This is a genomic window from Promicromonospora citrea (assembly GCF_013004695.1).
Lineage (GTDB): Bacteria > Actinomycetota > Actinomycetes > Actinomycetales > Cellulomonadaceae > Promicromonospora > Promicromonospora citrea.
This window is the reverse complement of record NZ_JABEMG010000036.1, coordinates 1-19,479: the sequence shown is the minus strand read 5'-3', so window position 1 is coordinate 19,479 and position 19,479 is coordinate 1. Positions and strand designations below refer to the sequence as shown.

The 19,479-nt window shown below is 73.1% G+C and carries 19 protein-coding genes; 15 read left to right on the top strand and 4 right to left on the bottom strand.

Translation table 11 applies throughout. The features are described 5' to 3' along the window. Positions 1-29: 29 nt before the first annotated feature. Genes HLB15_RS09425 through HLB15_RS09405 form a run of 5 tightly spaced genes read left to right on the top strand, consistent with a single transcriptional unit; the run spans position 30 to position 2,581 of the window. Positions 30-374, top strand: coding sequence for a hypothetical protein (locus HLB15_RS09425; protein WP_171105037.1), 345 nt, complete (start codon positions 30-32; stop codon positions 372-374). Between the two features lie 14 nt (positions 375-388). Then, a complete protein-coding gene (locus tag HLB15_RS09420; RefSeq protein WP_171105036.1) occupies positions 389-553 on the top strand; it encodes a hypothetical protein in 165 nt (54 codons plus the stop codon). 8 nt (positions 554-561) lie between these two features. After that, a complete protein-coding gene (locus tag HLB15_RS09415; protein ID WP_212759690.1) occupies positions 562-1,779 on the top strand; it encodes an NRAMP family divalent metal transporter in 1,218 nt (405 codons plus the stop codon). Next, positions 1,776-2,153 (top strand): hypothetical protein, encoded by a 378-nt coding sequence (locus HLB15_RS09410; protein WP_171105034.1) that lies wholly within the window; start codon positions 1,776-1,778, stop codon positions 2,151-2,153. The genes HLB15_RS09415 and HLB15_RS09410 overlap by 4 nt, the downstream gene beginning before the upstream one ends. Beyond that, complete coding sequence (locus tag HLB15_RS09405; protein WP_171105033.1) at positions 2,150-2,581, top strand: PRC-barrel domain containing protein; 432 nt, start codon at positions 2,150-2,152, stop codon at positions 2,579-2,581. The genes HLB15_RS09410 and HLB15_RS09405 overlap by 4 nt, the downstream gene beginning before the upstream one ends. A 16-nt stretch (positions 2,582-2,597) precedes the next feature. Here HLB15_RS09405 and HLB15_RS24520 read toward each other — a convergent pair whose 3' ends face one another. Together HLB15_RS24520 and HLB15_RS09400 are read right to left on the bottom strand one after the other, a co-directional pair. Continuing rightward, entirely contained in the window at positions 2,598-2,720 is a 123-nt protein-coding gene (locus tag HLB15_RS24520; protein WP_268240996.1) for a hypothetical protein, read from the bottom strand. A gap of 81 nt (positions 2,721-2,801) precedes the next feature. Further along, positions 2,802-2,951, bottom strand: a complete 150-nt coding sequence (locus tag HLB15_RS09400) for a hypothetical protein (protein ID WP_171105032.1) — start codon at positions 2,949-2,951, stop codon at positions 2,802-2,804. A gap of 180 nt (positions 2,952-3,131) precedes the next feature. Between HLB15_RS09400 and HLB15_RS09395 the strand changes: the two genes are divergently transcribed. Continuing rightward, positions 3,132-3,476 carry a hypothetical protein gene (locus HLB15_RS09395; RefSeq protein WP_171105031.1) on the top strand — a complete coding sequence of 115 codons (345 nt, stop codon included), beginning with the start codon at positions 3,132-3,134 and terminating at the stop codon, positions 3,474-3,476. A 59-nt stretch (positions 3,477-3,535) separates the two neighbouring features. Here the strand turns inward: HLB15_RS09395 and HLB15_RS09390 are convergent, their stop codons facing one another. Continuing rightward, positions 3,536-4,333, bottom strand: a complete 798-nt coding sequence (locus HLB15_RS09390) for an IclR family transcriptional regulator (RefSeq protein WP_171105030.1) — start codon at positions 4,331-4,333, stop codon at positions 3,536-3,538. Between the two features lie 174 nt (positions 4,334-4,507). Between HLB15_RS09390 and kduI the strand changes: the two genes are divergently transcribed. The 8 genes from kduI to HLB15_RS09350 all read left to right on the top strand — a co-directional run bounded on the left by kduI (position 4,508) and on the right by HLB15_RS09350 (position 18,353). Next, positions 4,508-5,326 (top strand): 5-dehydro-4-deoxy-D-glucuronate isomerase, encoded by an 819-nt coding sequence (gene kduI / locus HLB15_RS09385; protein WP_171105029.1) that lies wholly within the window; start codon positions 4,508-4,510, stop codon positions 5,324-5,326. Further along, positions 5,323-6,090, top strand: coding sequence for a 2-dehydro-3-deoxy-D-gluconate 5-dehydrogenase KduD (kduD, locus tag HLB15_RS09380; RefSeq protein WP_308424930.1), 768 nt, complete (start codon positions 5,323-5,325; stop codon positions 6,088-6,090). Before kduI ends, kduD begins: the two co-directional genes overlap by 4 nt. A gap of 57 nt (positions 6,091-6,147) precedes the next feature. Continuing rightward, positions 6,148-7,239 (top strand): sugar ABC transporter substrate-binding protein, encoded by a 1,092-nt coding sequence (locus HLB15_RS09375; RefSeq protein ID WP_171105028.1) that lies wholly within the window; start codon positions 6,148-6,150, stop codon positions 7,237-7,239. 2 nt (positions 7,240-7,241) lie between these two features. Next, entirely contained in the window at positions 7,242-8,258 is a 1,017-nt protein-coding gene (locus HLB15_RS09370) for an ABC transporter permease (protein ID WP_229785355.1), read from the top strand. After that, positions 8,255-9,814: a sugar ABC transporter ATP-binding protein gene (locus tag HLB15_RS09365; protein ID WP_171105027.1), complete on the top strand. Its 1,560-nt coding sequence runs from the start codon at positions 8,255-8,257 to the stop codon at positions 9,812-9,814. Before HLB15_RS09370 ends, HLB15_RS09365 begins: the two co-directional genes overlap by 4 nt. 1 nt (position 9,815) lies before the next feature. Continuing rightward, on the top strand, positions 9,816-10,808 hold the full coding sequence (locus HLB15_RS09360) for an ABC transporter permease (protein ID WP_171105026.1): 993 nt from the start codon (positions 9,816-9,818) through the stop codon (positions 10,806-10,808). A 67-nt stretch (positions 10,809-10,875) separates the two neighbouring features. Continuing rightward, positions 10,876-12,378 carry an aldehyde dehydrogenase family protein gene (locus tag HLB15_RS09355; protein ID WP_229785320.1) on the top strand — a complete coding sequence of 501 codons (1,503 nt, stop codon included), beginning with the start codon at positions 10,876-10,878 and terminating at the stop codon, positions 12,376-12,378. Between the two features lie 197 nt (positions 12,379-12,575). Beyond that, entirely contained in the window at positions 12,576-18,353 is a 5,778-nt protein-coding gene (locus HLB15_RS09350) for a LamG-like jellyroll fold domain-containing protein (protein WP_171105025.1), read from the top strand. Positions 18,354-18,430: 77 nt separating this feature from the next. On the opposite strand, the gene HLB15_RS09345 is transcribed toward HLB15_RS09350, so the two are convergent. Further along, positions 18,431-18,655, bottom strand: coding sequence for a tautomerase family protein (locus tag HLB15_RS09345; RefSeq protein WP_171105024.1), 225 nt, complete (start codon positions 18,653-18,655; stop codon positions 18,431-18,433). A 209-nt stretch (positions 18,656-18,864) separates the two neighbouring features. Between HLB15_RS09345 and HLB15_RS09340 the strand changes: the two genes are divergently transcribed. Then, a partial coding sequence (locus HLB15_RS09340) for a YcnI family protein (RefSeq protein ID WP_171105023.1) occupies positions 18,865-19,479 on the top strand: 615 nt, incomplete at its 3' end.

Sequence of the window (19,479 nt, the reverse complement as noted above, 5' to 3'; positions counted from 1 at the left end):
CGCGCGCCGGTGCGGGGAGCATCAGGGTCATGGTGGCGACGTCGTGGGGCGGGGCTGGGCGGCCGGGGGGTGCGCGGTCCGTCGTCGTCGCTGCCGTGCTGACGGCCACGCTCACCGCGACCTCCGCGTGCACCGTGGCGAGCAGGCAGCAGCCGGGACAGGCCTCCGCGTCCGTGGCGGACGCCCTCGTCGAGGCGCGGTCCGCCGCGGAGACGACGCGGCTGACCGTCGACCTGCTCGCCCGCGGCCGGGTCACCGGGCCCGTCGCCGACACCGCGCTGCTCGACCAGCTCGACGCCCTCGACGAGGCCGACCGGGCGCTGACCACCCTCGTGCCGCCCGACGCGACGTCGTCCGACCAGCGGCGGGGCTGACCGCCGTCGGCGACATGACCGACGTCGTCGTGCAGGCCAGGGAGTGGGTCGCCGCCCGCTCGGGCGGCGACCTCGACGGTGCCCGGAGCGTGCCGGGCGACGCCGACGCGCTGCTCGAGGACCTGGCGACCGCGACCGACGCCGTCGAGCAGGCCCTCGCCGAGGCAGGTGGCCCGTGAAGAAGGTGATGGGGGCAGCGCTCGGCATCCTCACGGCGATCGGCGGGTTCGTCGACATCGGCGACCTCGTCACGAACGCCGTCGTCGGCTCACGGTTCGGCCTGTCGCTCGCGTGGGTGGTCGTCGTCGGCGTCGTCGGCATCTGCCTGTTCGCGAGCATGGCGGGGCGCGTCGCCGCGGTGAGCGGGCGCGCGACCTTCGAGATCGTGCGCGAGCGACTCGGCCCCCGGGCCGCCGGCGCCAACCTGGTCGCGTCCTTCGCGATCAACCTGCTCACGCTGACGGCGGAGATCGGCGGCATCGCGCTCGCGCTGCACCTGGCCAGCAGCGTCGAGCCGCGGCTCTGGATCCCCGTCGCCGGCCTCGCGGTGTGGCTCGTGCTGTGGCGCGTGAAGTTCGAGGTCATGGAGAACGTCGCGGGCCTCATGGGGCTGCTGCTCGTCGGGTTCGCCGTCGCGCCCTTCCTGCTCGGTCCCGACTGGGGCGAGCTGATGCGTCAGGCCGTGCCGCCGTCCCCGCCCGGCACCGAGCACGTGGCGACGTACTGGTACTACGCCGTGGCGCTGTTCGGGGCCGCGATGACGCCGTACGAGGTGTTCTTCTTCTCGTCCGGCGCCGTCGAGGAGCGCTGGACGGCCAAGGACCTCGCCACCAACCGGGTCAACGTGCTCATCGGGTTCCCGCTCGGCGGCCTGCTGTCGCTGTCGATCGCGGCGTGCGCCGCCGTCGTGCTGCTGCCCGCGGGGATCGAGGTGTCGGCGCTGTCCCAGATCGTGCTCCCCGTGGCGCAGGCGGGCGGCCCGCTGCTGCTCGCCGTCGTGATCGTCGGCATCGTCGCGGCGACGTTCGGCGCCGCGCTCGAGACCGCGCTGTCCAGCGGGTACTCCCTCGCGCAGTACCTCGGCTGGTCCTGGGGCACGTTCCGGCGGCCGGCCCACGCCGCGCGGTTCCACCTCACGATGATCGTGGCCGTGCTGCTCGGCGTCGGCATCCTCATGACGAGCGTCGACCCGGTCATGGTGACGGAGATGTCCGTCGTCTTCTCCGCCGTCGCGCTGCCGCTGACCTACGTGCCGATCCTCGTGGTCGCCAACGACCCGCAGTACATGGGCCGGTACGTGAACGGCCGGGTCGTCAACGCGCTGGGCACGGTGTACCTCGTCATCGTCCTCGTGGCGGCGGTCGCGGCGATCCCGCTCATGATCGCGACGGGGGCGGGCTCGTGACGCGCGAACGCCTCGTCGACGCCCGGCTGCACCTGCTCAGCCGGCAGGTCCTGGACGCGGACGGCGAACCCGTGCGCGCCGTCGACGACCTGGAGCTCACCGGACCCGACGGCCAGGAGGCGCGGCCGGGCGAGGCGGCCCAGGTCGGCGCGATCCTCGTCGGCCCGACGCTGTTCACGCGGCTGTTCGGCGGCGCCGTCCCGGCCTCGCGGCTGCCGCGCATCGCGTGGTCGGACGTCGCGCACGTCGGCACGGCCATCGAGCTGTCCGTGCGGTCCGACGAGCTGGACGCGGACTGGGTCGAGCTCTGGCTCCGCGACCACGTCGTGGGCCGGCTCCCCGGCGGCAGGCACGACGCGGAGGCGGACGGATGAACGTGGGGGACCTGCTCGACGCGCGCGTGGAGGAGCCGGACGGCACCCGCGTGGGCGTGGTCGTAGACGTGCGCTTCGCGCTCGCCGTGACCGAGCCGGAGGACGGCGACGGCGGGAGCGGCGGCGAGGGCGGCGAGGAGGACCGGGAGAACCCGGACGAGCCGCTGAGCGAGCACACCGCCGCGCGGGACGAGGTCGGCGCGGCGCGGCTGGTGGGGCTGCTGGTCAGCCCGCGGAGCGGTGGCTCGTTCCTCGGGTACGAGCGGACGGACGTGCGCTCGCCCTGGCCGATCCCGCAGCTCGTGCGGCGCAGGCACCGTGGCACGTTCCTCGTGGACTGGGCGGACGTGGCCGAGGTGCGCACGGCGGGCGAGCCGGTCGTCGTCCGGCTGGTCGGCGGGTACGAGCGGCGCTCGCCGGCACTCTAGGCGCGCCGTGCCGTGCTCACGGCACCACGAGCAGCGCGCACGCGGTCAGCCCCAGCACCAGGCCGAGGCGCTGCGCGGGCTCGGGCCGTTCGCGCAGCAGGGTCAGGCCGGCCGAGGCCAGCCCCAGGAGGGCGCCCATCAGACCGGGGCGGCCCGCCGCGCAGACAGCAGGGCCCGGCCGGTGAGCTCACCGGCCGGGCCCTGCGTGGGAGGTGTCACGTCACGTCCGGGTACGTCGGGCGAGTCCGAGCACGAGGCTGATCACCAGCACGGCCACGCCGATCCAGATGAGGAACTGGCCGATCTCGGTCGCGACTCCCAGGATGACGAGAACCACGCCGATGATGATGAGGATGAGCCAGGACGGCATCGGTTACCTCCTTGGTGAAGGCGGTGCTGTGCGCGCCGCCGATATTTCAACGTTCGTCCTGTTTGCACTCACTCGCATCCCGAACCGGTCCTGCCCGCGAAGATCACCCGGCGGGGATGCCAAGACTGCCCGGTATTGCCTTTTTGGGTGAATGTGCTCTAACCTCTATGGCTCGGGGTCATGAAGCGGCTCCAGATCCTTGATCCGGGGGTCCCCATGTCGCTCACCTACCCGTCGCCCGCCCATCTGGACACCGACGAGTCGCACGCGCTGATCGTCGGAGACGTCGCCGTCGAACGGGTCAAGAGCCTCGTCGCCGTGATGCGCGGGATCGACGACGCCACGGCGGAGCAGCTCCTGCTGGACGTGGCCCACCGTGCGGGCCTGCCGCTCTGGGCAGTGTCCGACCAGGTGCTCGGCACCGTCACTGCGCAGGTCGCCCAGGCCGGGCTGACGCCGGAGGTCCTCGACGCGGCGCTCGCGTCGGTCGCCCCGGCCCACCAGCTCCACCGCCCGGCGGCCTGACTCTGCCGACGTCCCGGCACGGCGGCGAGCGTCGCGACCGAGAACGACCTGGCTCGCTCTCAGCGGACCAGCGAGTGGCCCTGGAGGGCCGTGAGGCGGGACCGCACGCTGAGCAGCGTCTCGATGATGAAGTCCTGACGCCCGTCGCCCAGCCGGCTGATCGGCACGGCGACGCTCATGGCGTCGACGGCGTCCCGCCGGAACGGCAGCGCGACGCCGAAGCACCGCACGCCGAGGCACGACTCCTCGCTCTCCGTGGCGTAGCCCTGGTAGGCCGCCTGGTCGATGATCTCGAGCACCTTGTCCTTGTCGGTGGTCGTGTGCGGGGTGATCGCCGCGATCTGCTCCGGCACCAGGTCGGCGCGCGACTCGGGCGGCAGCTCCGCGAGGATCGCGCGGCCCAGCGACGTCGCGTACGCGGGCAGCCGGCGCCCGACGGCGGAGTGCATGCGCAGCGGGTGCACCGACTCCCGCTTGGCGGTGTAGATGACGTCGGCGCCGTCGAGGCGGCCCAGGTGCACGGTCTCCTCGGTGGCGGCGGCGACCTCGTCGAGCACCGCCGTCGCGCGGGCCAGCACGGGGTCGCCGTCCAGGTAGGCCGAGCTGACCACGAGCGAGTGGATGCCGAGCTGGTAGACGCTGCCGGTCGGGTCGGTCTCGAGCCACCCCCGGTCGGTCATGGTGCGCAGCAGCGCGTGCAGGCTGCTCTTGGGGATGCCGAGCCGCGTCGAGAGCTGGAGCTGCGTGCCGGGGCCGTTGGCCGCGATGTCGTCCAGCAGGTCGAGGGCGCGGGCCGCTGACTTGACCGGCCCGGCCTCGCTCGACGACTGACCGCGAGGCTCCGTGTGACGCTGCATGACTCTCCTTCGGTGCTGCTCCGGGACCCGGTCGGCGCTCCCGGGTGATTCTGACACTACCGCGAGTTCGCATACATGGACAGGTTTCCGCCCCTTGACCCGTGAGCCAGGTCACGTCTAGGGTCGGGGCAGTTCACATAGCCGAACACAGTTCACAACTTGAGGGGCGACTTCGTGATCCAGGTTCGATACTCGACATCTCCGTCCTCCGCGGAGACGGCCACCACCGCGGACCTCCGGGAGAGCTTCCTCGTCCCCGACCTCTTCGTGCCCGGCGAGGTGCACGGCACGTACACGCACGACGACCGCCTCGTCGTCGGCGGGGCGGTGCCCGGTGCGGACGAGCTGGAGCTGCCGGCCTGGTCCGAGGTGCTGGGCACCGGCTCCCACCTCGAGGGTCGCGAGCTGGGCGTCATCAACGTCGGCGGCACGGGGCACGTCGTCGTGGGCGACGAGAAGTTCGAGCTGGACCACCTCGACGGCCTCTTCGTCGGGCGGGGGAGCGAGGTCTCCTTCGGCGGCGCCGACGCCGCCTTCTACTTCGTCTCCGCGCCCGCGCACGCGACCTACCCCACGCGCCTGCTGCGCAACGCCGAGGTCGAGCCCGTCGCGCTGGGCTCCGCCGAGACGGCCAACGAACGCAGCCTCTACCGGTACGTGTGGGGGCAGGACGTGAAGTCCTCGGTGCTCCAGCTCGGCGTCACCGTCATCGCCCCCGGGTCCGTCTGGAACACCGTGCCGCCCCACCTGCACGACCGGCGCACCGAGATCTACTGCTACGTCGACCTCGACGAGGACGCGCGGGTGTTCCACCTCATGGGCGAGCCCGGCGCCACGCGGCACCTCGTGGTGCGCAACCGCGAGGCCGTCATCTCGCCGCCGTGGTCGATCCACGCGGGCGCAGGCACCGGCTCGTACGCCTTCATCTGGGCGATGGCCGGGGAGAACAACGTCTACACGGACCTCAGCCCCGTCGCCCTGGAGGACCTGTGACCATCGCGCCGCCCTCACCCTTCGACCTGCACGGCCGCTGCGCCGCCGTGACGGGCGCGGGCCGCGGGCTCGGCCAGGCGGTCGCCGTCGGCCTGGCGCGCGCCGGTGCCGACGTCGTCCTGCTCGGCCGTCCCGGTCGGCAGGACGTGACGCGCGACCTCGTCGCGGAGGCGGGTGCGAAGGTCGACGTCGTCGACCTCGACGTCGGCGACCTGGACGCCGTCGAGCAGGTCGGCGCCGACCTGGTCGCCGGCCGTCAGGTCGACGTGCTGGTCAACAACGCGGGCGTCATCGACCGCGAGGACGCGGTCGACGTCGGCAGGGACGCCTGGCGGCGCGTGCTCGACGTCAACCTCGACGGCCTCTTCTTCCTCACCCGGCAGCTCGGCCGGCCCATGGTCGAGCGCGGCCACGGCAAGGTCGTCAGCATCGCGAGCCTGCTCTCCTTCCAGGGCGGCCTGCGCGTGGCGTCCTACGCCGCCTCCAAGCACGCCGTGGCCGGGCTGACCAAGGCGCTGGCCAACGAGTGGGGCCCGCACGGCGTGCAGGTCAACGCCATCGCGCCCGGCTACATGGTCACCGACAACACCGCTGCGCTCCGCGAGGACGCGGACCGCTCACGCTCGATCCTCGAGCGCATCCCGGCAGGCCGCTGGGGTACGCCCGAGGACATCGCCGGAGCTGCCGTCTTCCTCAGCTCCTCCGCCGCCGACTACGTCAACGGCCACGTCCTGGCCGTCGACGGAGGCTGGATGGCCCGCTGAACCCTGCCTCACCCCCAGAGCCGGTCACCGGCACCGAACAGAGATCGAGGATCAACGATGAAGTTCACCTCTCGACCCACGGCCGCCGCCCTCGGCGTGGCCCTGGCGGCCGCCGTGCTCACCGGCTGCACCGAGACGGCCGCCGGCGGCGGCGCCGCGGGCGGCGGCGAGGCCGCTGCCGCCTGCGACCCGGCCGACGTGCAGCTCGTGGGCCAGGTCCGCAACGAGTCCAACCCCTACGAGGCCTCGTGGCTCGACGGCGGCGACGCCTTCGCCGAGCAGGTCGGCCTCACCCAGGAGCGCCTCACCTACGACGGCGACTCCACGCGCCAGCAGGAGCAGATCAGCCAGCTCCTGGCCGGCGACACGGAGTGCCTCGTGCTCAACGTGCTGCCCAACGGCGACTCCGACACGCCGCCCATCGTGGAGGGCGCGCAGGCGGCGGGCGCCTACCTCGTCACCCAGTGGAACAAGCCGGCCGACCTCGACGTCACCGAGTACGACCACTGGCTCTCCCACATCACCTACGACGGCGTGGCGTCCGGCAAGCAGATCGGTGACGCGCTGGCCGAGGCCATCGGTGGGTCCGGCGGCATCGTCGCCCTCCAGGGCATCCTCGACACCGGCGCGGCCAAGGACCGGTTCGCCGGGCTCGAGGAGTCGCTCGCGGCCAACCCCGACGTCGAGCTGCTCGACGACCAGACGGCGAACTTCTCCCGCGCCGAGGCCCTCGAGGTCACCAAGACCCTGCTCACCAAGCACGGCGACGACATCAAGGGCATCTGGGCGGCCAACGACGACATGGCGCTCGGCGCGCTCGAGGCGCTGCAGCAGGCAGGGCGCGACGACGTCGCCGTGGTCGGCATCGACGCGGTCCCCGACGCGCTCACCGCGATCGAGGACGGCACCATGACGGCCACCGTCTCCAGCGACGGCCCGTGGCAGGGCGGCATCGGCCTGGCCATCGGCTACTGCGTCGCCACGGGCGAGCTCGCCGCCGAGGACATCGCCGACGAGGACCGTGCCTGGTTCGCGGAGCAGTTCCTCATCAGGCAGGACAACGTCGCCGACTTCGTCTCCCCGGAGACGAGCGCCGAGGACTTCGCCTGCGACAACCTCTTCAGCCGGTCGCAGGGCGCGATCTCGTGACCATGACATCCCCCGCCGAGGCCGACACCGAGGTCGTGCCCCCTGCCCGACGCCCCCGGCCCCGGCGGGGGGTGTCCCTGCGGGACGCGGGCCCGCCGATCGCGCTCGTCGTCCTGTTCGGCGTCTTCGCCGCGCTCAGCCCCGGCTTCCGGACGGTCTCCAACGTGCAGAACGTGCTCGACGCCGCCGCGGTGCTCGCCGTGGTGGCCTGCGGCATCAGCTTCGTGCTCATGACGGGGTCCATCGACCTGTCCGCCCCCGGGATCATGGGGGCGTCCGCGATCACCGTGGCGCTCCTGGTCGCCAACAACCGCAACGACAACGACCTGGGGCTCGTCGGCATCGTCGTCGCCGTGGGCCTGGCGGCCGCGCTCGGGTGCCTCAGCGGGCTCGCGCTCGTGCTGCTCAAGGTGCCGTCGTTCATGGCGACGCTCGGCGTCTCCGCCGTCGGCCTCGGTGTGGCGACCCTCCTGTTCGCGGGCGTGCAGCCCAACGTCACCGACCCGCTGCTCGAGGGCTGGGCCGTCGAGCGGTTCGCCGGCCTCGCCCACCTCACGTGGATCGCGCTGGCCTGCGTGCTCGTGGCCTGGGCCGTGCAGCGGTACACGCGGCTGGGCCGGTACGCGTTCGCGATCGGCGGCGCCGAGGAGGTGCTCGCGCTGTCCGGCGTGCGGGTCGCCCCGTACAAGGTGGCCGTGTTCACCCTGGCGGGCGCGTTCTACGGGCTCGCGGGCGTCATGGTCACCAGCCAGCTCGGCGCGGGCCTGGTCCAGGCGGGCAAGGGCTACGACTTCGCGGCCATCACGGCCGCCGTCGTCGGCGGCACCCTGCTCACGGGCGGGCGCGGCGGCATCCTGCACTCCACCGTCGGCGTCCTGCTCGTCACCGTCCTGACCAACGGGCTCGTCCAGGTCGGCGTCAGCCCGTACTGGCAGGGCGGCGTCCAGGGCCTCATCGTCGTCGCGGCCGTCGCGGCCGCCGTCATCCCCCAGCGTCGTAGGAACCAGGTGACGAAGTGACCACCAACCTGCAGACCGAGCCGGTGCCGCCCGCACCGGCCGCCCCGCCCGCGCTCGAGGTGCGGGGCCTGGTCAAGCACTACCCGGGCGTGAAGGCCCTCGACGGGGTCGACCTCGTCGTGCGGCAGAACGAGGTGCTCGGCCTCGCCGGCGAGAACGGTGCGGGCAAGTCCACGCTGCTCAAGGCGCTGGTCGGTCTCGTCCGGCCGGACGCGGGCGAGATCTGGGTGCGCGGCGAGCGCGTGCGGCTGCGCAGCGTCGTCGACGCCGCGAACCACGGCATCGGCATGGTGTTCCAGGAGCAGTCGCTCGTGCCCAACCTCACCGCTGCCGAGAACATCGTGCTCGGCAGCGAGGGGCCCGGCGTGCGCACCGGGATCTACCGGTGGAGCACCATGCGCCGGCTCGCCCAGGAGCAGCTCGACAAGATCGGCTCGCACATCGACCCGCTCGCGCGGACCGACAGCCTGAGCTTCGCCGACCGCCAGATGGTCGAGATCGCCAAGGTGCTGCGCATCGAGGAGCGCACGTCGCACCCGCCGGTGATCATCCTCGACGAGCCGACGTCCGTGCTCGAGTCGCAGGAGATCGAGACCCTGTTCACGCAGGTGCGGCGGCTGCGCGAGTTCGCGTCGGTCGTCTTCGTCTCGCACCGCCTCGACGAGGTGCTCGACGTCTGCGACCGCGTGGCCGTGCTGCGCGGCGGCCGGTCGGTCGGCGAGGTGTCGGCCGACGCGGAGCCCGCCGACCTGCACCGCATGATGATCGGCTCGACCGGCTCGGACGACCACTACCACGAGGGCGTCGCCGTGCGGTCGGACGAGCCCCGCAGGCCGCGGCTCGAGGTGCGCGGGCTGTGCGGCCCGTCGTTCCGCGACGTCGACCTCGACGTGCACGCGGGCGAGATCGTCGGCATCGTCGGCGTGCACGGCTCGGGCCGCGAGGACCTGTGCCGCGCGCTGTTCGGCGCGGAGCCGACGACGGCGGGCGAGGTCGTGCTCGACGGAGCGCGCCTCGACCTGTCCGGCACGCGCGCCGCGTGCGCCGCGGGCATCGGGTACGTGCCGGCCGAGCGCAAGACCGAGGGCATGGTCGGTCCGATGTCGGTGGCCGACAACATGACCCTCACGAAGCAGGCGGCCCGCTGCACCGGGCCGATCGTGCGGCCCGGCAAGCAGGCGACGCTCGTGGACACGTGGATCGAGCGGCTCAGGATCCGCACGCCCCACCGGGGCACGGCGATCCAGCGGCTGTCGGGCGGCAACCAGCAGAAGGTCGTCCTCGCGCGCTGGCTCGTCGCCGGCGACGTGCGGCTCCTCCTGCTGGACCATCCGACGCGCGGCCTCGACATCGGGGCGCGCTCGGAGGTGTACCGGCTCATGCGTGAGCTCGCCGCCACCGGCGTGGCCACGGTGCTCCTGGCCGACAGCCTCGAGGAGGCCATCGGCATGTCCGACCGGATCGTCGTGATGAGCGACGGTCGCGCGACGGCCCAGATCGCGGCACCCGCCGGCGCCAAGCCGACGCCGCTCGACCTCGTCAAGGAGATGGTCTGACGTGTCAACGCCCGTCCTCGCCCAGCCGGCTCCCGACACGCCGGTCGTCGCCCGGCCCACCGTGGGCCGCCGGCTGACGTCGTTCATGCCGCTCATCGCGCTCGTCGTGCTGCTCGCCGCGCTCACCGTCGTGGACCCGGGGTTCTTCACGCTGAGCAGCCTCACGGCCGCCGTCCGCACGGCCGCGCCGCTCGTCGTGCTCGCGGCGGGCGCGACGGTCGTCGTGCTGTGCGGCGGCATCGACCTGTCGATCGCGGCGCTGTGCTCGCTCGCCACCGTGCTGTTCGCGCTCTGGCTGCCCGACCTCGGCGCGGTGACGCTCGCCGCCGTCGTCGCGGCGACGGCCCTGATCGGGCTGCTGCAGGGCGTCGCCCACGTGCTGCTGCGCATCCCGTCCTTCATCGTGACGCTCGGCGGCATGAGCATCTACGCGGCGATCGCCCTCGTGGTCTCCGACGCCGGGCCGATCCCGCTGTCCGACCGGGACGCGACGCACTGGCTGACGCTGTACCTCGCGGGCGTGCTGCCGATGGCGTTCGTCGTCGCGCTGCTCGTCGTCGGGGTGGTCTCGCTCGTCCTGGGCCTCACACCGCTCGGGAGCTGGGTGCGCGCCATCGGGTACTCCGAGTCGGCGGCCCGTCTCGCCGGCTCGCCCGTCGACCTGGTCAAGGTCGGCGCGTTCACCCTCTCGGGCGCGTGCGCGGGGCTGGCGGCCGTCATGCTGGTCTCCCGGAACTTCAGCGGGAGCCCGACCATGGCCGACAACCTGCTCCTCCCGGCCGTCGCGGCCATCGTCGTGGGCGGCACCGCCATCACGGGCGGCCACGGCTCGGTGTGGCGCAGCCTCGCCGGCGCGCTCGTCGTCACGCTGCTGCGCGTGGGACTGCCGATCGTCGGCGTGCCCTCGGCCTACGAGCAGATCCTCTACGGCGCGATCATCGTCGCGGCCGTCGCACTCACCCTCGACCGGTCGAAGCTGCTCGTCATCAAGTAGTCGTCCACCCGTCCACCCGTCCAGCCCACCGGCCCCACTCCCGACCGACCTCACACGGAAGGCCCCCATGTCCGAGAACCTGCCCGAGAAGCCCCAGCTCCTGCCCGCCGTCTCCGCGTTCCTCTCCTCGCCTCAGCAGCTCCTGATCGACGGCGAGCGGGTGGACGCGAAGGACGGCCGGACGTTCGCGACGGTCAACCCCGCGACCGAGGAGGTGCTGACCGAGGTCGCCCAGGCGTCCGCGGTCGACGCCGACCGCGCGGTCACCGCCGCCCGGAACGCGTTCGAGGCCGGCTCCCCGTGGTCGCGGATGAGCCCGCGGGACCGCTCGCACCTGCTGTGGCGCGTCGGCGACATGATCGAGGAGCGCACCGAGGAGTTCGCGCAGCTCGAGTCGCTGGACAACGGCAAGAGCCTCGCGTCCGCGCGCGGCGACGTCGGCGTCGCCGCCGAGCTGTTCCGCTACTTCGCCGGCTGGGCCACGAAGATGGAGGGCACGACGATCCCGATGTCGGTGCCCGGCAAGGACTTCCACGCCTACACGCGGCGCGAGCCGATCGGCGTCGTCGCGGGCATCGTGCCGTGGAACTTCCCGCTCACCATGGCCGCGTTCAAGATCATCCCGTCGATCACGGCGGGCAACACGGTCGTGCTCAAGCCCGCGGAGCAGACGCCGCTGACGGCGCTGCGGCTCGGCGAGCTCCTGCTCGAGGCGGGCCTGCCCGCCGGCGTCGTCAACGTGCTGCCGGGCTTCGGGGACGCGGGCGCCGCGCTCGTCGACCACGACGGCGTCGACAAGGTCGCGTTCACCGGCAGCACCGAGGTCGGCAAGAAGATCGCGGCCGGCGCCTCGCGCAACCTCAAGAAGGTCTCGCTCGAGCTCGGCGGCAAGGCGCCCAACATCATCTTCGCGGACGCCGACCTCGACGCCGCGATCGCCGGAGCCGCCCTGGCCGGGTACTTCAACGAGGGCCAGTGCTGCGTCAACGGCTCGCGCCTGTACGTCCAGCGCGCGGTGTTCGACGAGGTGGTCGAGGGCGTGGCCGCCGCGGCCAAGGCGATCCGGGTGGGCGACGCGTTCGACCCGGCCACGACCATGGGCCCGCTCGTCTCGCAGGAGCAGCACGAGAAGGTCATGGGCTACGTGCGCGGCGCGGTGGCGGACGGCGCGACGCTCGCGGCGGGCAGCCCCGACCCGGCGGCCGACCGCGGCTGGTTCTTCTCGCCGACGCTCATCACCGACGTCACCGAGGACATGGCCGTGCAGACCGACGAGATCTTCGGCCCGGTCATCACGGCCGTGCCCTTCGACAGCGAGGACGAGGTCGTCGCGGCCGCCAACAACACGGTCTACGGCCTGGCCGCCGGCGTCTGGTCGCGCGACCTGAGCACGGCCCACCGGGTCGGCAGCAGGCTGCGCGCCGGCACGGTCTGGCTGAACACCTGGCACGCCGACGACGTCACGCTCCCGCGCGGCGGCTACAAGCAGTCCGGCTGGGGCCGCGAGCTCGGCTCGTTCGGCCTCGACGACTACACGGAGCTCAAGACGGTCATCGCAGAGCTGCGATGAGCCCGGCGGCGCCGCCGGCGCCGCTCTGACAGGAGACGACAGGCAGGACGACAGGCAAGACACCGGGCGCGCAGGTCCGGTCGGCCGACCTCGGGGCGGGGGATCGGCCGGCCGGGCCGTGCCCGCGCGCCCGGCGCACCACCCGAGCACCACCAGCACCACCCCCCCGTGCCCCCACCTGTGACAAGGGATCAACGATGAACCTGTTACGCAGACCTGACCGGCGCCACCATCTACCCGGACGCCGTGTACCCGGACGCCGCCGGGCCGGGCTCGCCGCCCTCCTGGCAGCCGTGCTCCTCGGCTCGCCGCTCGCCGGCGTCGCCCAGGCGGCACCCGCCGAGAGCGCAGCGGCCGCCGTCGGCTCCGTGGACGACGGAGTCCTGCGCGTCCTGCTGTTCTACAAGCCCAACTTCCACGCGTCCCACGTGCAGGCCCGGCAGGCCGTGCGCGACCTCGCGGACCAGCTCGGCACCGAGTACGACCAGCCGGTGGAGATCGAGGAGACCGAGAACGCCGCGGCGTTCACGACCGAGAACCTCGCGACGAAGGACGCCGTCGTCTTCGCGCAGACCGGTGGCGTGCTGTTCGACGTGAACCAGCGCGCGGCCCTGGAGAGCTACATCCGCGGCGGCGGCGGCTACATGGGCATGCACTACGCCGGCTGGTCCGTGGGCCAGAGCGAGCATGACGTGAACCCCTTCTACGCCCGGCTCGTCGGCGCGATGTCCGAGGGCCACCCCGAGGACCCGGCCGTACGGCCGGGCCGGGTCGTGGTCAAGGACACCTCGCACCCGCTGACCCAGGGGCTCCCGGACGACTTCACGCGCAGCGACGAGTGGTACGACTGGCTGGTCAACCCGGCCCCGAACGTCCGCACGCTGCTCGAGGCGGACGAGACCTCCTACGGCATGGGCCACAACGGCACGAGCCACCCGATCACCTGGTGCCAGGAGATCGACGAGGGCCGGTCGTGGTACTCCGGCATGGGCCACGAGGGGACGGCCTACGCCGAGGCGCCCATCCGCACGCAGATGAAGAACGGCCTCGCGTACGCGGCCGGGCTGCTGCCCGCCGACTGCTCCCCGCCGAGCAAGGCGGAGCAGGGCGCGTGGAGCGGCGTGACGCCGTGGCCGCTGGTGCCGATCAACGCGGCGCTGACCTCGGACGGCAAGGTCCAGTCCTTCGGCAGCGTCTCGTCGGGCTGCACCGACGGCACGCCGTACGACTTCTTCGGCAACTCGTGCGTGGTCCAGGGCGGCCAGATGGAGATCGACATCTGGGACCCGGCCGAGGAGCGCACGCCCGCCAACGTCACGTCGGGGCTCGTGGCGAACACGACCTACACCGACCTGTTCTGCTCCATGCAGGTCCAGATGCCGCACCGGCGCGCCACGATGACCGTGGGCGGTGACGACGGCCTGGGCGGCAACGCGCCGAACGACGGCGCCATCGGCGTCACGAGCTGGACCACCAACCAGGGCCTGCGCACCGAGGCGCCGATGAACTACCCGCGCTGGTACCCGACCGGCACCACCCTGCCGGACGGCTCCGTCGTCGTGCAGGGCGGCAGCCTCAAGGGTGGCCCGGGCGGCCCGGGCGTGCTGACGCCCGAGCTCTACACGCCGGACGAGGGCAGCTCCTGGAAGCTCCTGGAGGGCGCCACCAGCGCGGCCGCGTACGGCGACGGCGGGGGCGGCAACGGGCCGGACGAGAACCGCTGGTGGTACCCGCGGGCCTTCGTGGCGCCGGGCAACGGCAACGTCTTCACCATCACCGGCACGCAGATGTTCGAGCTCGACCCCTCGGGCGACGGCGAGATCACCCTGCGCGGCACGCTGCCCTCCGACGTCGCGAACCAGGGTGCGCTCGGCAACCCCGTGGGCGCCACGTCGACGGCGACCATGTACCGCCCCGGCAAGATCCTGCAGGTCGGCGGTGGCTGGTGGGCCAACGGCGGCGGGCCCGACGGCGCTCGCGCCGGCTTCACCGTCGACATCACCGGCGGCACCGACGCGCCGGTGGTCGAGGCGACCGAGCCGATGCGGCACGCGCGCCACTGGGCGACGTCCACGGTGCTGCCCGACGGCGACGTGATCGTCACCGGCGGCTCGCGCGACAACAACGGCAACGGTGGCTACGTCACCACGGCCGAGATCTGGGACCCGGAGACGGGGGAGTGGACGCAGGTCGACGTGCCCTACGAGCACGCCCGCCTCTACCACTCGACCGCGCTGCTCCTGCCCGACGGCCGCGTCATGGTCGGCGGCGGCGGCACGCCGGGCCCGCGCAACTACACGGACGTCGAGTTCTACTCGCCGGCCTACCTGTTCGACGGCGAGGAGCTCGCCGAGCGCCCGGAGGTCACGGGCGTGCCGAAGAAGGTCGGTTACGACGGCACCTTCGACGTGCAGGCCGACGTCGACGTCTCGCGGGTCACGCTGGTCCGCAACGGCTCGGTGACGCACGGGTTCAACAACGACCAGAACTTCCAGGACCTGGCGTTCGCGCAGGACGGCGGCACGCTGACGATCGAGACGCCGGTCGACGGCACCTGGGCGCCGCCGGGGGCCTACATGCTGTTCGTGTTCGACGAGGACGGCACGCCGTCCGTCGCCGACATCGTGCAGATCGACCCGACCGTCGAGATGGACGTGCGCACGCCGCACCTCGTCGACCAGCTCGAGTACCCGCGGATCCCGGCCGAGTGGCGCTCCGCCAACCCGCCGGCCGTGGTGGACGTCGAGCCGGGCAACGGCCGCATGTCGCCGTGGGAGGTCGACAGCGAGGTCCAGCTCGTCCGCGCCGCGGCGTCGAGCCAGGGCGGTCTCGGCCTGACCGGCTACCACCTCGCGGTGGGCGACGACGGCAGCCTGACCCGCACCGTCAAGGGCCTCGACCCGGGACGCGAGTACCGCGTCTCGCTGCGGTACGCACGCGACAGCCGGTCGTCGGGCACGGCGCCCGGCACGGCCGACCTGTCGGTCGCCGACCTGTCGACCACGCTCAGCGCGCCGACCGACCTGTCGTCGACCACCAGGTTCGGCACGTACGTCGGCACGTTCACGGCGCAGTCGCGCTCGCACGACCTGACGCTCACCGGCGGCGACTCGGCCGCGGGCGTCATGATCGACGACGTCGTGATCACCGGGACCGACCCCGGCGCCTCCGACGTGCCGGTGCACTACGCCTTCGACGAGGGCACGGGCAGCCGGGCGGGCAACAGCGGCACCGACGCGGGCGTCGGGGCGGCGACGCTCACAGGCGCGACGGGCTGGAGCGAGGACGGCGTCCACGGCGGCGCTCTCGACCTGGCCGGCGGCGCCACGGACAACGCCGTCGACCTACCGGACGACCTGCTGCGGGGCGAGGACGCCTTCACGACCTCGTTCTGGGTGCGGCCGGACACGAAGACCGGCTGGACCGGCCTGTTCCACCTCGGGGACGGGCTCGGGGACGCCGGCAGCTTCTTCCAGCTCCAGATGCAGACCGACGCCGCGCCCGGCGGCACCGGCCTCGCGGCGACCTTCAAGGCGAAGGGGTCGGCCCTCCAGGAGCGGGTCTACGCCACGCCGACCCGGGACGTCGAGGCGGGCGAGTGGAACCACGTCGCGTTCACGCGCCAGGGCTCCACGGGCACGCTCTACCTCGACGGAGAGCCGGTCGCGTCGCGCGACGACCTCACGATCGACATGACGGACGTGGGGCCGACGTCGAACAACTGGCTGGGGCGCAACGGCTTCCCCGACCCGGCGTACGACGGGCTCATGGACGACGTGCGTGTCTACAGCACCGCGCTCGGCGACGCCGACGTCGCGGCCCTGTACGCCGACGGCACCGCCGTCGCCACGACCACGACGGTCACGGTCGAGCCCGGCTCGCCGTCGCCGTTCGGCGAGCCGGTGACGGTCTCCGCCGCGGTCGAGGCGGTGTCCGGCGGTGCGCCCGCCGGCGTGGCGGAGCTGTGGGTCGACGGCGCCCGCGTGGGTGGCCAGGCCGACGTGACCGACGGCGCGGTGACCTTCACCGGCGTCGCGCTCTCGCCGGGCGACCACGACGTGGAGGTGCGGTTCCTGGCCGCCGACGGCTGGCGCGACTCCGCGCACACCGTGGAGCACACGGTCGAGCGGCCGCCGCCCGGCGAGGGCACGCCCATCCACTACGCCTTCGACGAGGGCGAGGGCAGCACGGCGGCCAACACCGGCCTGGACGGCTCGGTCGGGGCGGCGACGCTCTCCGGCGCGACGGGCTGGACGCAGGACGGCCGGTTCGGCGCGGCGGTGAACCTGCCCGGCGGCCCCTCGGGCTCCGGCAACCAGGTCGAGCTGCCCGACGACATCCAGGCGGGCATGGACGACCAGTTCAGCGTCTCGCTCTGGGCCCGGCCGGACGCGCTGCCGACCTGGGTGCCGCTCCTGCAGATCGGCAGCAGCACGGACACGTTCTTCCTGCTGCAGTCGAACACACAGGTCAGCGGGGCCACCGGCTTCGCAGCGACGTTCAAGGCGCCGGGCACGCCCGGCAGCGCCCAGGAACGTCTCGTGCTCGGCCAGGGCAACGACCTGCCGCTGAACGAGTGGACGCACGTGGTCTTCACCCAGAGCGGGTCCGTCGGCAAGATCTACTTCGACGGCGAGCTGCAGGCCACGCGCGACGACTTCACGGTGAGCATCGGTGACGTCGGCGTGGACGGGTCCACGACGGCGAACATGATCGGCGGGACGAGCTGGCCGGACGCCCGGTGGGACGGCCTCGTCGACGAGTTCCGGATGTTCGGCTACGAGCTCACGCCCGAGCAGGTCGCCGAGCTGTCCGAGGGCCCGCCGGTGAACGCGGCGCCGGTCGGCGCGGCCGACGCCTACGGAACGGTCGAGGACGAGCCGCTGTCGGTCGAGGCGCCGGGCCTCCTGGCGAACGACACCGACGCGGACGGCGACGACCTGACGGCCACGGGGCTCGCCCAGCCGGCCAACGGTGCGGTCACCCTCGCGGCGGACGGGTCGTTCACCTACACGCCCGACGCCGGCTTCTCCGGGACGGACACGTTCACCTACCGCGCGTCCGACGGCACCGCGACGTCGGCCCCCACGACGGTGACGATCACCGTCGAGGAGGCCGAGCAGCCGCCGGTCAACACGGCGCCGGTGGCGCGCAACGACGCCTACCAGGCCGTGGGCGGTCAGCCGCTCGCGCTCCCGGCCCCCGGCGTCCTGGCCAACGACACCGACGAGGACGGCAACGTCCTCACCGCGACGGCGGTGACCCAGCCGGCCAACGGCACGGTCACCCTCGAGGCGGACGGCTCGTTCACCTACACGCCCGACGCCGGGTTCAACGGCAAGGACGTGTTCACCTACCGCGCCGACGACGGGCAGGACCGCTCCGCCGTGGCCACGGTGACGATCACGGTGAAGTCGCCGACGGCGACGGCCGTGGCTGGTGTCGCGCTGCCCGTCGTGTACGGGACGGCGGGGTCGGTCTCGCTGGCCGTGTCGCCCGACACGGCCACCGGCGAGGTCGAGCTGCGGGACGGCACCGAGGTGCTCGGCACCGCGACGATCGCGGACGGGCGGGGCACGATCGTCCTGCCGGCCCGGTCGCTGCCGCCGGGCGCGCACGACCTCACGCTCCGCTACGGCGGGGACGGCGACCACGCGGCGTCGTCGTCGACGGTGCGGGTCGTGGTCGAGAAGGTGGTCGCCACGATGGAGATCTCCGCCGCGAACAGCGGCAAGGGGAAGGACAAGAAGACGGTCGTCGACGTCTCGCTCACCGCGCCGTACGACGTCCCGGTGACGGGACAGGTGCGGCTCGTGGTGAAGGACGGCCCGACCGTGCTCGGCACCGTCGAGGACGGGCGCGTCCGGTTCGAGGTGCCGCAGGTGAAGGGCAAGGACGTCACCGTGACGGTGTCCTACCTCGGCAGCGACCTCGTGGTGGCCGCGGAGACCCGGGTGACGCTCCGGGTGAAGTAGGGAGGAACGGCCGTGGGCCCGGAGGACGAGTCCTCCGGGCCCACGGGCCCGTCCCGCGCCGGTGCGGAAGGGGCGGCTCAGTCGTCGGCGAGCGCCGCGACCACGCCGGCGCGGCTCTCGTCCTCGCTGGCCAGCACGCCGCCGTTGGCGACGATGTCGGGGGTGATCTCGGTGAAGACCATGCGGACGTCCTGGCGCCGGGCGCCCAGGATCTCGACGGCGCTGTCGGCCACGGCCTTGGCGAACTCGCGGCGCTGCTCGATCGTGCGGCCGCGGAGCAGCTCGACGGTGATGTTGGGCATGTCTTCCCTCCGGTGGGGGGTCGGGTCGGACGCAGTCCGTGTTCACGGAGCCGACCTTGGTTCGGTGACGTGAACCACCGTACGCGGGGGCCGGGGCGGAGTAAACGGTTCGGACCCCACTAGTTCACATTCTTGACAGCGGTTCGGCCCGCTGATTGGGTGAGCGGGCCGTCTCCGGCCCGTCGGAGACCGCAGAGACGGAGAGTTCGATGAGGAGCACCACCGTCGTCCGACGTGCGGCCCTGTCCGGGCTGGCCGCCGCCGCCCTCGTGGCCGTCGGGGCCGGGCCGGCGTCGGCCCACGTGACCGTCACGCCGTCGACCACCGCCGCGGGCGCCGTCGCCGTACTCACGGTCGAGGTGCCGCACGGCTGCGCGGGGTCGGCCACCCGCGCGCTGTCCCTGCGCCTGCCCGACGGCGTGCGCGAGGTGACCGCGGCGGACACGGACCGCTGGGCCGTCGAACAGACCGCGGACGCGCTGACCTGGACCACCGACGAGCCGCTGCCCGACGGCGAGCACGCCGAGGTCGAGCTGTCGCTCCGGCTGCCCGACGAGGAGGGCGCGACGCTCGTCCTACCCGTCGTGCAGCGCTGCCTCGAGGGCGAGGCCGCCTGGACGGAGGTCGCGGAGGACGGCGCGGGGCACGACGACCTCGAGCGGCCGGCGCCGGTGCTCGTGGTGACGGCGGGAGCGCCGTCCGCCCCGCCGCCCGACGAGAGCCCTGAGCCGTCCGCCACGCCGGGGGAGGCGAGCGCCGACGCCCCCGCGGTGGCCGGGGCCGACGCCACGCTCGCGGCGGGCGGCACGGAGGACGGCACGGCC